This is a genomic window from Planomonospora antibiotica (assembly GCF_014647955.1).
In the GTDB taxonomy this organism is placed as follows: domain Bacteria; phylum Actinomycetota; class Actinomycetes; order Streptosporangiales; family Streptosporangiaceae; genus Planomonospora; species Planomonospora parontospora.
Genome location: NZ_BMQE01000061.1, coordinates 18,404 through 31,941, shown reverse-complemented (window position 1 = coordinate 31,941; position 13,538 = coordinate 18,404). Strand labels below are relative to the sequence as shown.

Below are 13,538 nucleotides of genomic sequence, written 5' to 3'. Positions count from 1 at the left end.
CTCGTCCATGCCGCCTGAGCCTGTCGGCCCGCGGCTCGTGATGTCAACAGCGGGCTCCGGAGAGGGGGACGGCAACTCGGGCGACGGGGCGAACCTCGCCCGATGCGGCACCGGCAGAGGCCCGCGCCGAGCCGTACGGCACCGCCTGACCAGCGGGCCGGCCGCTGGCCCCGTCGCCACCGATGAGCCCGGATCCCCGGCCTGACCGCATCCCGATCCGGGTCACGCCATGGCGATCGTTTCCGGCGCGGCCTCCGTGGATCAGGCGGTGGTCAGGTACACCTGGCCGAAGACCTCGGCGAGCTTCTTGAGGTCCGCGGCCGGATCCGTCTCGGGCGTGGCCGGGTCGTAGACGGCGGCCATCCGGCGCTGGAGCGGGCTGAGCCTCTTCAGCGCGTCCCAGGCGGTCAGGCGCTCCGCCCCGCCCTGCCCGTCCTGGAGCCGGGTCCAGACGTTGACCTGCTGGGCGGCGCCGTCCCGGAGCGGGGTGGCGATCCGGTCGGCGACCTCCTGCGCGCTCACGTCGCCGACGAGGCCGGTCTCCTCGGCGGCCACCTGCGCGAGCACGTCCCAGGCGCGGGCGCGGAGCTGGATCGACTGGTTGCGCCGGGCCGTCTTCGCGTCGATCTTCCAGGCCGTGTAGCCACCGCGCAGCAGGCCGCCGTCCAAGGTGATCTGGTCGACGCCCCCGGCGCTCAGGTAGGACTCGATCCGCTCCGGGGCCAGCAGCGGGTACTTCTTCGCCATCTCCGTCCTGCACGCCTCGACGGCGCCGCAGGCGAACTCCGGCACGACCGTGTGCACGCCGAGCTGCTTGCCCGGGGCCGCCCGGCGCAGCGCGGCGGAGGCGGCGGCGACGAAGGCCGCGACCTCCTCGTGGGTGGTGAACGTCGTGTCGTAGCCGAGCTGGGTGGAGAACCTGATCCCGGCCACCTCAGGGCGGGCGGCCAGCGCGCCGACCCGCTTCACCGCGGCGTCGAAGGCGGCGGGACCCGCCTTCCAGTCGTCGGCCAGCTCGGTGTCCAGCCAGACCCGCAGGCCCGTGGTCCTCGCCGCGGTGACGGCCTGGCCGCCGGGGGTCTGCGCGGCCGCCGCGATCTCCGCCGCGGTCGGCGGCGTCACGGCCTGCCCCTCCTGCGCGCTCTGCCCCGTCCGAGCGGTCTGCGCGGTCTGCCCGGTCTGCCCGGTCGCGGTCCTCGGGGCGCCGGTGCCCGTCTCGGGGCCGGCCGCCGTACCGTCCCCGCCGGCTTCGTAGCCGCCGACGGCGCACTCCTGCCCGCCGGTCTCGCACTCGGGCGTGCCGCCCTCCTCCGCGTCCTCGGGGAGCGGGGAGTTCTCGTCGCCCTCGGCGCCGCCGTCCGGCGGGGCCGGGCAGGAACTTCCAGGCGCCGAGCAGTCGATGAACCGCCCCGGGTACGGCGTCGCCTCCTTGAGCTTGGCGTTGTCGTCCGCCCCCCAGAACAGGGCGACGCCGAGCGCCTCCTCGGGCGTGGCGAGCCAGTGGCACTGGACGTACGCCGGGGTGTCCGCGCCGAGCAGGTCCCGGCAGCTGCGGGGGTCGTCCTGGGCGTGGGCGGCCGCCGCGGGAGCCACGGCGCCGACCAGCGCGAGCATCGAACCGGCGGCGACGGCCCGCCGCAGAGTGAGTCGCATGTCGTGAAACTCCCGGGATAGCCCGTCTTAACGGTCATTTCGCACCTTACCGAGATCATTGCCGCCTGGACAGGCTCTGTCAGGAAACCGTGACACCCACCGGGACACCGAACCGGGCCATCCGCTTCTCCACCCTCGGCGCGATCTGCCGCGAGCTCGACTGCCGGCCCGGTGACCTGCTCGTCCACGATCCCTGAGGGACCCGGCCGCGGGTGCGGGGCCGGGTCCCAGGTGGACGGCGTTCAGACGCCCAGAGCCGCGCAGGCCCGCGCGACCCCGTCCTCGGCGCGCAGCCGCTCCCCCAGCCGGGCCGCCGCCGAACGGATCCCCGGATCCCGCACGGCCGCCGCCACCCGTCCGGCCAGCGCGGCGGCGGTGAGCCGGCGCACCGGCAGCGGCGCGGGACCCGCGCCCAGCAGGGCCACCCGGGCGCCCCAGAACGGCTGGTCGGAGAAGAACGGGCACACCACCGACGGCACCCCGGCCCGGAGCCCGGCCGCCGTCGTCCCCGCGCCCCCGTGGTGCACCACGGCCGCCGTCCGGGGGAACAGCCACGCGTGGTCCGCCTCGCCGATCACGAGCATGTCGTCCGCCCCGCCGTACGGCAGGCCCTGGAGGACGCCGCGCATCCCGGCCGCCCGCAGTCCCGCCACCACCGCCCGCGCCGTCGCGGCCGGGTCGGCGGGGGCCATGCTGCCGAAGCCCGCGTAGACGGGCGGCGGTCCCGCGTCCAGGAAGGCCACCAGCTCGGGCGGCGGCGTCCACCTCCGTCCGGCGAACCAGTAGCCGGTCAGGTGGACGTGCTCCGGCCAGTCCGCCGGGCGGGCGACGACCGAGGGGCTCACCCCGCACAGCACCGGCACCCGGTCCGCCCGCGCCCGCCGGAACACCCCGCCCCGCAGGGGGCCGAGCCCGAGCACCCGCGCCCGCAGCCGGTCGGTCATCCGGCCGAGCAGCAGCCCGCTCAGCCCCTCTACCAGCGCGTAGCTGCCCCGGTTGCCCCAGGGCCCCAGCGTGCGCAGCGGGACCAGCGGGTTGGGGAAGGCCCGGGTCGGCTCGCTCGGCTGGAAGTGCAGCAGCGCGTACGGCATGCCGTACCGCTCGGACAGGTGGTGCCCGATCCCGCCCAGCGCCGGGGCCAGCACCAGGTCCGCGCCGGAGCAGGCCGCGTCCACCTCGGCGACGAGCCGCTCGGCGAGCGGCTCCACCACCCGGCGGAACCCGCGGACGAACCCGGCCGGGCCGCTCCGCAGCCACGCCTGCCCCTCCTCGGACTCCACGATGCCCTGCGGGTCCACGCCGAGCGGGCTCGGCACGAGCCCCGCCTCCTCGACCAGCCCGCCGTACCTGCCCGCCGCGACCACGGTCACCCGGTGCCCGCGCGCGGCGAGCCCGGCCCCCAGCGCCACGCACGGCTGGGTGTCCCCCCGCGACCCGAACGCCAGGACCGCGATCCTCACCGGAGCGTCACCAGGCTGACGGCGGCTCCGGCGGCGACGAGCCCGGCGGCGGTGAGCAGGCCGGTCGAGTAGCCGGCGGTGAAGCTCGCAGCACCGTTCACGATCACGCCGACGACCGCGATGCCGAACAGCCCCGACATCTCCCGCGCGACGCTGAACACCCCTCCCGCGACGCCCGCGCGCCCCTCGGGCACGGCGCCCAGCACGGCCGAGCCCAGCGGCATGGTCAGCGCCGAGCCGATCCCGATCACGCACACGGCGGGCAGCAGTTCGGCCCAGCCGTCGCCCGCCCGCAGGAACGCCACCGCGACCATGCCGCCCGCCACCAGCACGAGCCCCAGCGCGACCGTGCGGGCCGCGCCGAGGCGGCGCTCGGCGAGCGGGACCAGCGGCGTGACGACGGCGACGAGCAGCGCCAGCGGCACGAAGGCGAGTCCCGAGGCGGTGGGGCTGAAGCCGAGGACCCCCTGGAGGAAGAGCGCCGTGAAGAAGAACACCCCGTTGACGCCCAGCCCCCAGAGCACCTGGGCGATCACCCCGCCGGTGAACGCCCGCGCCCGGAACAGCGCCAGGTCCACCATGGGGTCCCGGCCCAGGCGCTCCACGACGGCGAAGGCCACGGCCGAGACCACGCTGACCGCGAGCGCGGCCAGGATCACCGGCGAGGTCCAGCCCAGCTCGGCGGCGAAGGTCAGGCCGAACGTGCCCGCCGACAGCACGGCGATCGAGGCCGCGACCCCCGGCACGTCGACGCGGGCGGCGGTCCCGTCGCGCGACTCGGGTACGGCGACCGCCGCGAGGGCCACGCACAGCACGCCGAGGGGCACGTTGAGCAGGAAGATCCAGCTCCAGTGGGCGTGCTGGGCGAGATAACCGCCCACGACCGGGCCGAGGGCGAGCGCCGCCGCCCCCGAGGCCATCCAGACGGCGACCCCGGTCGAGCGCTCCCGCCCACCGCCCGCGACCGCCACCACGGCCAGCATCGCGGGCAGGATCAGCGCGGCCCCGCAGCCCTGCACGAGCCGGGCCGCGACGAGCGCGCCGGCCGAGCCGGCCAGCCCGGCGGCGAGGGAGGCGGCGGTGAAGACCGCGAGCCCGGCGACGAGGATCCGGCGGCGCCCGTAGACGTCGGCCAGGCGTCCACCGGCCAGCATCAGACCGGAGAAGGTGAGGACGTACCCGGTGACGACCCATTCCAGCACCGCCAGGGACGCGCCCAGCTCGGCCTGGAGAGTGGGCAGGGCCACCGTGACGACCGTGTTGTCCAGGGTCGTCACGAACCCGGCCAGGCCGACGACCAGGAGCAGCGGCCCGCGCCGGCCGGTCCCGCCCGGCCCGGCGGACCCACCGGACCCACCGGGCTCACCGGGCTCACCGGGCTCGACAGGTCGCGCGGCGAGGTCGCTCATTCGTCCACCTCCACCCAGGTCCAACCCGACCCGTCCGGCGTGGGCCGCACCACCCTCGTCGCCCTCCGCCCGACGGGCACCCAGCCGCCGTCCCTCTCCGGCTCTCCGTTCCAGCCCTCCCGGGGCGCGGCGCGCTCGGTCGCAGGCGCTCCGTTCCGGCTCTCTCGGAGTGCAGGGGCTCCCGGCGCAGGCGCTCGGGGCACGGACCGTTCGGGCACAGGCAGTCCGGGCACAGGCAGTCCGGGCACAGGCAGTCCGGGCACAGGCAGTCCGGGCACAGGCAGTCCGGGCACAGGCAGTCCGGGCACGGGCTCCGTGTCCTCCGACTCCTCGGTCGGCTCCAGGCGCCCGCTGATGGGCACGATCGGCCTGCTGTCCTGCCGCCGTGCCGGTGGCTCCAGCCGGTCGACGAGGTGAGGACTGATCACCGGGAGGATCCGCGCGGGGACGGGACCCGGCCTCGGCCCGGGAGCCGCCGAGACGGACGGAGGGGAGAGCGGAGACGGAGGCGGAGGGGCGGACGGAGGCGGATCCGGGCGGCGGTCGTCCGGGACCGGTGAGTGGAGGGGGGTGCGCGGGGGGCGGCCCATGGCGCCCTCGACGGTCAAGAGGGGTTGCGGCGGTGAGGGGACCGTGCCCTCCTCCGCCCAGTGCCAGCCGGGACCGTCGAGGTTGGGCTTGACCACCTTCCTGCGCCGCTGCGCCGGATCCACCGGTACGGCCTGCTCCGGGCGCGCCGGGGCGGGCGGCCTCGGCGCTCCGTTGACCGGGAGGGGAGGCAGCGGATAGGGATTCGACCCGTGCCGCCGGGGTGGCGGCGCGGACGCGGGCGCGCGGACCTCCCGGGCGGGTGCGGGTGCGGTGGTCTGCGGGACCTCGGACGGGGGGACCGGGACCTCGGACGGGGGGACCGGGACCTGCCGGACCGCTGGGGCCCGTGCGACCTCCGGGGCCTCGGGAGGGAGGGCCTCCGGGATCCGCACGGTCCGCGGGACCTGCGGCGGGGTGATCTGCGGGACCCGCCGCGGGGAGGCCTCCGCGGGCCGGGCGGGGAGGGCCCGGGGGGCGTCCCGCACCCCGTGGAGGCCGCGTGCCCCGTGGAACTCCGTACCCGGGGCGGCGACCGGGCCGTCCTCGCGCTCCACCGTCACGTAGGCGGGCGGGGGACCGTACGGAACGTCGTGGTGCTCCCGGAGGCCGACCCTCCGGTGGAGGTCCCGCAGGGGGGCCGGGAGCCACCAGTTGGCTTCCCCCATCAGCCGCATCGTCGCGGGCACCAGCAGTCCCCGCACCAGCGTCGCGTCCACCACGATGGCCACGAACATGCCGACGCCCAGCATCTTCACGATCGTGATCCCGGCGGTGGAGAAGGCCGCGATCACCACCAGCAGCAGCAGCGCGGCGCTGCTGATCAGTCCTCCCGTCCGCTCCAGGCCGATCGCCACGGCCGCGGTGTTGTCCCCGGTCCGCAGCCACTCCGCCCGCACCCGGCTGAGCAGGAACAGCTCGTAGTCCATCGACAGCCCGAACACCACCGCCAGGATCAGCACGGTGATCGTCGCCTCGACGCTCCCGGTCGGGGTGAAGCCGAGGACCCCCGCCAGGTTCCCGTCCTGGAAGGCCCAGACGATCACGCCGAAGGACGCGCCCAGGGACAGGACGTTCATCAGGATCGCCTTGAGCGGCAGCAGGACCGACCCGAACGCGGCGAACAGCAGCAGACCGGTCATCAGGCAGACGACGAGCGCGGTCCACGGCAGCGTGGCCGTCAGGCTGTCCTCCAGGTCGAGCTGGGCGGCCGTGGGCCCGCCGACGACCATGTCCTGGAAGTTCGGTTCGGGGGGCAGCGCCCGGATCCGCTCGACCAGCGCGCGGGCCTCGTCCGACGCCGGGTCCCCGTCGTGGCGGACCGCGAGCCGTACCGCGCCGCCGGCCTGCGAGACCCCGGTGACGTCGACCCCGGTGACGTGGTCGAGCTCCTTGAGCCGGTCCGCGAAGACCTTCACGTCCAGCGGACCGACCTCGGTGACCGGGACGGGCCCGGAGTTCTCCACGCCGACCGGGCCGAGCCGCCCGCCCACCTCCGAGGGCAGCGCCCCGGGCGCGGCGGCGGTCAGCGGGCCGACCAGGTCGCGTTCGACGAGCACGACGACCTCGATGGGCGCCATCGCGTTCCTGGCGAAGTCCCGGTCGATCCGCTCGGCGACCTGGCGGCTCTCGAAGTGCTCGGGCAGCACCCGGTGGTCCACCCCGCCGAACCGCACGTGCAGGAACGGCGCGGCCAGCGCGAGCAGCACCGCGCCGACTCCGACGAGGTAGGCGACGGGCCGCCGCATCACGCTGGACGCGATCCGGTGCCAGCTGCCCCGGCGCCGGCGGCCGAAGTCGGGCATCACGTTCAGCGCGTCGACCCTCGGCCCGAGCACGGCCAGCAGCGCGGGCAGCACGACCAGCGCCGCCGCCATCGCGACCAGCACCACCGCCGCCGCGCCCAGCCCGATCGAGCGCAGGAACATCTGCGGGAACAGCAGCAGCCCGCAGAGCGCGGTCGCCACGGTCAGCCCGGAGAAGGCGACGGTCCGCCCGGCCGTCGCGATGGTCCGCACGACGGCCGCCTGCACGGGCGAGCCCCGGCGGATCTCCTCGCGGAAGGCGCTGAGCACGAAGAGCGAGTAGTCGATGGCCAGGCCGAGGCCCAGCATCGTGACGACGTTCAGCGAGAAGACCGAGACGTCGGTGACCTCGGTGAGCAGCCGGAGCAGCGCGAGCGCGCCGACCACCGAGAGCACGCCGACGACGAGCGGGAGCCCGGCGGCGACCAGGCTGCCGAAGACCACGACGAGCAGGACGAGCAGGACCGGCATCGAGATCGCCTCGGCCTGCCGCAGGTCGGCGGCGGTCTGCGCGTTGAGGTCCGCCAGCAGCGGGATCCGGCCGCCGATCCGGACGTCGTACCCGGCGGGGGCCTGCCGGAGCCGCTCCTCGACCGCCTCGTACCCGCGCTGCCGGGCCTGCTCCTCTCCCTTCAGGGTGACCAGGGCGTAGGTGGAGTGGCCGTCGGCGGAGACGAGTTCCTTCGCCTCGGTCCTCCAGTAGGTGGAGACCTCGGCGACGTGCTCGGCGGGCAGCGCCTCCAGCGCCTTCTCCACGTCCTTGCGGAAGCGTTCGTCGCGGGCCTCTATCTCCGGGTTCGTGTAGAGCACGACCACGTCGGGCGAGCTGCCGCCGAACCACTCCTGGCTCCAGCGCGCGGCCGAGGTCGACTCGGCGCCCGGGTCCTCGAACCCGCCGTCCGTCATCCGGCCGAACAGCCCCAGCCCGAACAGTCCCGCCAGGACCGCGAAGACCGTCCCCGACGCGAGGATCGCCCAGCGCCGACGGTGGACGAACCGCCCCAGCGACTCGAACATCAGGAGCCGGCGTCCCCGGAGCCGCTCCCGGTCCCGGACGCGGAGCCCGGACCGGTTCCGCTCCCCGCCCCCGAACCGGGGCCCGAACCCGAACCTGAACCGGGACCGGGACCCGAACCCGAACCTGAACCGGGACCGGGACCCGAACCGGGGCCGGAACCGGGGCCGGAACCGGGGCCCGAACCGGGGCCGGAACCGGGGCCGGAAGCGGGGCCGGAAGCGGGCGGGGCGCCCGCGAACCCGCCGTCGAGGTAGACCCGGGCGCACGCGCGGCGGGCGATCTTCCCGCTCGACGTGCGCGGTACGGCACCCGCCTCCACCAGCACGAACCCGTCCAGCCGCAGGTCGTGGCCCCGCGCGACGGCGGCCCTGACGTTCGCCTCCACCTCGGCCGGGTCCCTCCCCTCGGCCCTGCGCGACCGCTCGGCCACCACGACCAGCCGCTCCGTCTCCTCCCCCGGTACGGCGAACGCCGCCACGCGGTCCCGGCGGACGGCGGGATCGGCCTCCTGTGCGGTGGCCTCCACATCCTGTGGATAGTGGTTGCGCCCGTCGACGATGATCAGGTCCTTGATCCGCCCGGTGACGTAGAGCTCTCCCTCGTGGACCACGCCCAGGTCACCGGTGCGCAGCCAGGTCCCCTCCTCGCCCCGGAGCACGCTCCCGAAGACCTCGGCGCTGTGCCCGGCGTCCCGCCAGTAGGCCCGCGCCACGTTCGGCCCCTGGACCCGGATCTCGCCGACCTCGCCGTCGGGCAGGACCGTACCGTCCGGCGAGGCGATCGCGACGCGCTGCCCCGTCGGCACCCCGCAGGAGACCAGCTCGACGGCCCTGCCCCGCCCGCCGTACGGCACGGCCCGGCCGGCGGCCAGCGCGTCCCGGTCGAACGCCGTCGTCCGCGGCGGCAGGTCGCGGGCCATCGCGGTGACGAACACCGTCGCCTCCGCCAGCCCGTAGGCGGGGGTGTGCGCCTCGGGGCGGAGCCCGCACCCGGCGAACGCCTCGGAGAAGTGATCGATCGTGCCGGCCCGCAGCGGCTCGGCGCCGTTGAGCATGACCGCCACCCCCGACAGGTCGAGCGTCGCCTTCTCCTCCTCGGTGACGCGGCTCGCGGTGTACTCGTAGGCGAAGTTCGGGCCGCCGGTGAAGACGTCCCCGTAGTCGGCGAGCATCCGCAGCCACCGGACCGGGTGCATGACGAACGCGACCGGGTCCATGAAGACCGCCCGGTTGCCGCCGACGATCGGCGCGGCGATGGTCGCGATCAGCCCCATGTCGTGGAAGAGCGGCAGCCACAGTGCCGCCGTGGACACCCGCGGCACGGCGCGGAAGGCGGTCCAGAGCTGCTCGGCGTTGGCGGTGACGTTGCCGTGGCTGATCTCCACCCCGGCGGGGGCGCGGGTGGAGCCGGAGGTGTACTGCAGGTAGGCCAGGTCGCCGGGGCCGATCGGCTCGGGCTCCCACTCGTCGGCGAGCAGGCCGGAGACGGTGTCCACGGCGACGACCTGCTTGGGGCGGGGCGCCGAGCCGGTGTCGATGAACGCCCGGACGGCGTCCAGCGCGGACGTCGCGGTGAGCACGCAGACCGGGTCGGCGTCGGCGTAGGCCCGGACCAGCCGGTCGGCGTGGCCGGGCAGGTCGGGGGCGAACAGCGGCACCGCGACCACCCGGGCGTACATCGCGCCGAGCATCGCGACGACGTACTCCAGCCCCTGCGGCGCCAGGATCGCCGCCCGCTCCCCCGGCTGTGCGATCTCGCGCAGCCGTACGGCCAGCGCCCTGGCCCGCAGATCCACCTGGGACCAGGAGAGCGTGTGCCGGGTCCCGTCACGGCCGGCGGAGTAGTCGAGGAAGGTGTACGCCGGGGCGTCCGGGATCTCTCCCGCCCACCGCGCGACCCGGGCGATCAGCGGCTCGCTCATGCTCGAAGGTCCCCTCGCCGGAGTGCAGGGATCTAGCAAGCTACGGCAGGCCTCGCGCGCGGTTCTTGCCAAGCGCCCGCACATTCCCGGCCGCCGGTTGTCACCCCGTGACAACCGGTCGCCGACCGCACCACTGCACCCCCGCCCGGCCCTGCGCGGGACCGGGCGCCGGCGGACCGCCCCGCCGTCGAGGCGCCCGCCCGGCCACCCCGATAATCGAGGGCATGGCGGCCGAATCCTCGCAGACCCTGGAGCGCGGCCTGCGCCTGCTCCGCCTGCTCTCCGGCGAGCTCCGGGGGCGGACCCCGACCGAGATCGCGGCGGAGCTGGAGCTGAGCCGCCCCGCGGTCTACCGCCTGCTGACGACCCTGCAGCGCGAGGGTTTCGTCCGCCGCGACGGCGACGGCCGCGTCCACCTGGGGTTCGGCGTGCTGGTCCTGGCGCGCGCCGTGCAGCCGCTGCTCCGCGAGGGCGCCCTGCCCACCCTGCGCAGGCTCGCCGAGGAGGTGGGCGCCACCGCCCACCTCACCGTGGCCGAGGGCGACGAGGGCCTGGCCGTCGCGGTGGTCGAGCCGTCCTGGACCGACATGCACGTCGCCTACCGCGAGGGCTCCCGCCACCCGCTCGACCGGGGCGCGGCGGGCCGGGCCGTCCTCGCCCTCCGCGCCGGCCGCGGCGGCTACGTCGCCACCGAGGGCCAGCTCCAGGAGGGCGCCCGCGGCATCGCCGCCCCCGTCCCCGGCCTCCCCTGGCTGGAGGCGTCCGTGGGCGTGATCGCTTTCACCCCGCTCGACCCCGGCACCGTCGGCCCCCGCGTCGCCACCGCCGCCGCCGACCTCGCCCGCGCCCTCGGCTGATCCCGGTCGAACGGACGGCATCGGTGATCCTTTTCCGGGAAGCGCACCGCCGCCGAACGGTCCGACGGTGCGCTTCCCGGAAAAGGATCTCTGCCGCCCTGGCTTCGTGCACCGGGACGGCGGTCGGTGACCGTGGGCACGGCCGGGGACCGTAGTACGTCACGGCCCCCGGCGGTACGGTCACCGGTGCAGGTGCTCGTAGAGGACCCGCCAGCGGTCGGGGTGGACGTGGGCGACGACCGCGTCCGGGGCGACGCCCGCGGTGGCGAAGGCCGCCTCGACCCGGTCCGCCGGGTGGCGGAGCCGCAGGGTCGCGTGCAGGGAGCCGCCCAGGCCGGTGAAGCCGTACTCGACGAAGTCCCGGTAGCCGGGCAGGTCAGGCGGGGCCTGTCCGAGCGCGGCCTGTCCGGGCGCTACCGTGCGGCGTTCGATCCGCAGGATCGCGGAGTCGACCGCAGGGACGGGCCGGAACGCCTCGCGGCCGATGCCGTCCAGCAGCTCCCAGCGGTACCAGGGCCACGTCCGCACGGTGAGCATGCTCCAGCGGCCGAAGTCGCCGGTGCGCTTGCGCGCGTACTCCAGCTGGGTCACCAGGGTGGCCGAGGTGAGCGCGGGCGCCCGCAGGCACCAGTCGACGATCTTCGAGGTGATCCCGTAGTGGATGTTCCCGGCGACCGCGAACGGCTCGCGCGGCGCGCGGGCGGCCAGGAAGTCGCCCCGGACGACGCGGATGCGCTCGTCGCACGAAGTGCGGGCGGCCAGCTTCCCGGCGAGCAGTGGGTCGATCTCGTAGCCGACGACCTGACCGCAGGTCTCGGCGAGCGCCTGGGTCAGCACGCCCTCGCCCGCGCCCGGTTCGAGGACCAGGTCGTGCGGGCCGGCGGCCTCGACGACTCGGGCGACCGCGTCCGGGTCGGCCAGGAGGTTCTGCGACAGGACACGCCGGTCCCGGTCGCGGGCCGTCCGGCCACCGGTACGGCCGCCGCCGTTGCGGACGGCGCGCTGGGTGTGCGAGTGGTTTCCGTGAGCGAAGGACTGCGCCACAGTGTTGCCCTTTCGGGTCCGAGATGAACAGGTCTCGGAGGCCCAGGGCACGCGCAGGAGGAAGCGGGTCCCCTCCCCCTACCGGCCCGGAGCCGGGCTGCGGCGGATGCGAACGGAGAAGATCGGCCCATGGCACGGAAGCGACATGCGGGCCAGGCTAGGCACCGGCCTCGCCCGCGCACAAACGGTTTTCCGCCCCTCGCCGCCCGCGGCCGGAGGCACCTCCTCCGGCCGCGGGCTGACGGCGGAACGACCGTGCGCCCTCCGGCGGACCTCCTACGCATACCCCGGCAGATCGCACATGCATCCGCGGCAGATTGCTAACCGAGTCAGCGGCGAAACGACCACCCACCATCCGGCAGAACGACCACGTACCCATCGGCGAAACGACCACCTACCATCCGGCAGAACGACCACGTACCCATCGGCGAAACGACCACCTACCATCCGGCAGAACGACCACGGACCTCATCTCATCTGCGTTACCTTCGTCAGCATGAGCAACGTGAAGGTCTTCAGGAGGCATGCGGATTCCATGGTGATGGAGGCCATGGAGGATACGCGCGTGATCGTTGTGAACGGTGCTCGCCAGGTAGGGAAGAGCACTCTCGCCAGGCTGGTCACCGAACGCTTTCCCGGTTCGAGGGAGCTCTACTTGGATGATCCCGCCATACTGACGGCGGCGCGGGAAGATCCCATGGGGATGGTGCGCCACGATGGACTACTCCTCATCGATGAAATACAGCACGCCCCCGAATTGCTTCTTCCGATCAAACGGGAGGTGGATCGGGACCCGCGGCCAGGGCACTACATACTGACCGGCTCGGCGCGCCTCCTCGACCTTCGCGACCTTCCGGACGCGCTCCCCGGACGCACGGAAACGATCGAGTTGTGGCCACTGTCACAGGGAGAGATCGACTCCGCGCCGGACGGTTTCGTCGACGAGGCGTTCCGACAAGGCGCCGATCTGGTCGTCACGCCCAGCCGGCTGCTGAAGAAGGACTATGTGACACGAGCTCTACGCGGCGGGTATCCGGAAGCCGTGCACCGCGATACGGGCCGTAGACGCGCACGGTTCTTCGAGTCCTACATAACCGATCTGGTGACCCGCGACGTCCGACAGATCTCCGACATCGAACGACCGGCCGAGATGCGCAGACTACTGAGCGTAGTCGCCGCGCGTATGGGCACCCTGGGCGTGGTGCAGGCCATCGCCAACGACGTCGGGATGCCCCGGGTAACCCTGTCGAGGTACCTGGACCTCCTGGAACTCGTGTTCGTGACGAAGCGGATCCCCGCATGGTCGTCCAACTTGACGACAAGAGCCATATCCACGCCAAAATTGATCATGGTCGACTCCGGACTGGCCGGCAGACTGGCCGGCCTCTCCCCGGAGCGGGCGTTGGATCCCACCGCGCCCGTAGGGCAACTGCTGGAGAACTTCGTCATCGGAGAGATCGCCCGCCAGCTCACCTGGTGTGACGAGCCAGTGCAGCTCTTCCACTACCGTGATCGCGACAAAGTCGAAGTCGACATCGTGCTGGAGCACGCTTCCGGAGAAGTCATCGGAATCGAGGTCAAGGCCGGGGAAACGATACGCCGAGACGATTTCCGAGGACTCCGTCACCTGGAGGACCGCCTCGGCAACCGGTTCAAAGCCGGTTTCATTCTCTACACCGGAAGCGAACCGCTTTCTTTCGGCGACCGGAGGAAGGCGTTCCCGATCTCAGCCCTGTGGGAGGTCGGCCCGCCGCAACGCTGACCGCCGATGACCACCCGCATA

General features: G+C 74.2%; 9 protein-coding genes. 3 read left to right on the top strand and 6 right to left on the bottom strand.

Annotated features, from left to right (window positions below; genetic code table 11):
• Positions 1-261: 261 nt before the first annotated feature.
• A complete protein-coding gene (locus IEZ06_RS32235) occupies positions 262-1,653 on the bottom strand; it encodes a hypothetical protein (protein ID WP_189240451.1) in 1,392 nt (463 codons plus the stop codon).
• Positions 1,654-1,742: 89 nt separating this feature from the next.
• On the opposite strand from IEZ06_RS32235, the gene IEZ06_RS36875 reads away from it, so the two are divergent.
• Entirely contained in the window at positions 1,743-1,850 is a 108-nt protein-coding gene (locus IEZ06_RS36875; protein WP_229799016.1) for a helix-turn-helix domain-containing protein, read from the top strand.
• A gap of 45 nt (positions 1,851-1,895) precedes the next feature.
• On the opposite strand, the gene IEZ06_RS32225 is transcribed toward IEZ06_RS36875, so the two are convergent.
• From IEZ06_RS32225 to IEZ06_RS32210, 4 genes are read right to left on the bottom strand one after another with little or no spacing between them, the layout of a single operon-like run.
• Positions 1,896-3,113 (bottom strand): glycosyltransferase, encoded by a 1,218-nt coding sequence (locus tag IEZ06_RS32225; protein WP_189240450.1) that lies wholly within the window; start codon positions 3,111-3,113, stop codon positions 1,896-1,898.
• Positions 3,110-4,522 (bottom strand): DHA2 family efflux MFS transporter permease subunit, encoded by a 1,413-nt coding sequence (locus IEZ06_RS32220; RefSeq protein ID WP_189240449.1) that lies wholly within the window; start codon positions 4,520-4,522, stop codon positions 3,110-3,112. Before IEZ06_RS32220 ends, IEZ06_RS32225 begins: the two co-directional genes overlap by 4 nt.
• A complete protein-coding gene (locus IEZ06_RS36870; protein WP_229799015.1) occupies positions 4,519-7,932 on the bottom strand; it encodes an MMPL family transporter in 3,414 nt (1,137 codons plus the stop codon). Before IEZ06_RS36870 ends, IEZ06_RS32220 begins: the two co-directional genes overlap by 4 nt.
• A complete protein-coding gene (locus IEZ06_RS32210; protein ID WP_229799013.1) occupies positions 7,932-9,854 on the bottom strand; it encodes a fatty acyl-AMP ligase in 1,923 nt (640 codons plus the stop codon). The genes IEZ06_RS36870 and IEZ06_RS32210 overlap by 1 nt, the downstream gene beginning before the upstream one ends.
• Before the next feature lie 224 nt (positions 9,855-10,078).
• Here IEZ06_RS32210 and IEZ06_RS32205 point away from each other — a divergent pair, with 224 nt between their 5' ends.
• The gene (locus IEZ06_RS32205; RefSeq protein ID WP_189240448.1) at positions 10,079-10,711 is read left to right on the top strand and encodes an IclR family transcriptional regulator; all 633 of its coding nucleotides are present in this window, start codon (positions 10,079-10,081) and stop codon (positions 10,709-10,711) included.
• Between the two features lie 180 nt (positions 10,712-10,891).
• Here the strand turns inward: IEZ06_RS32205 and erm are convergent, their stop codons facing one another.
• Positions 10,892-11,647 carry an ErmE/ErmH/ErmO/ErmR family 23S rRNA (adenine(2058)-N(6))-methyltransferase gene (gene erm, locus IEZ06_RS32200; protein WP_373293975.1) on the bottom strand — a complete coding sequence of 252 codons (756 nt, stop codon included), beginning with the start codon at positions 11,645-11,647 and terminating at the stop codon, positions 10,892-10,894.
• Positions 11,648-12,251: 604 nt separating this feature from the next.
• Between erm and IEZ06_RS32195 the strand changes: the two genes are divergently transcribed.
• Positions 12,252-13,517 (top strand): ATP-binding protein, encoded by a 1,266-nt coding sequence (locus IEZ06_RS32195; RefSeq protein ID WP_189240446.1) that lies wholly within the window; start codon positions 12,252-12,254, stop codon positions 13,515-13,517.
• Positions 13,518-13,538 lie beyond the last annotated feature (21 nt).

Coding starts and splice junctions, on each gene's coding strand:
- IEZ06_RS32220 (WP_189240449.1), bottom strand. CDS start 4,522: ATGAGCGACCTCGCCGCGCGACCTGTCGAGCCCGGTGAGCCCGGTGAG.
- IEZ06_RS32195 (WP_189240446.1), top strand. CDS start 12,252: ATGAGCAACGTGAAGGTCTTCAGGAGGCATGCGGATTCCATGGTGATG.
- IEZ06_RS32205 (WP_189240448.1), top strand. CDS start 10,079: ATGGCGGCCGAATCCTCGCAGACCCTGGAGCGCGGCCTGCGCCTGCTC.
- IEZ06_RS36870 (WP_229799015.1), bottom strand. CDS start 7,932: ATGTTCGAGTCGCTGGGGCGGTTCGTCCACCGTCGGCGCTGGGCGATC.
- IEZ06_RS32210 (WP_229799013.1), bottom strand. CDS start 9,854: ATGAGCGAGCCGCTGATCGCCCGGGTCGCGCGGTGGGCGGGAGAGATC.
- IEZ06_RS32235 (WP_189240451.1), bottom strand. CDS start 1,653: ATGCGACTCACTCTGCGGCGGGCCGTCGCCGCCGGTTCGATGCTCGCG.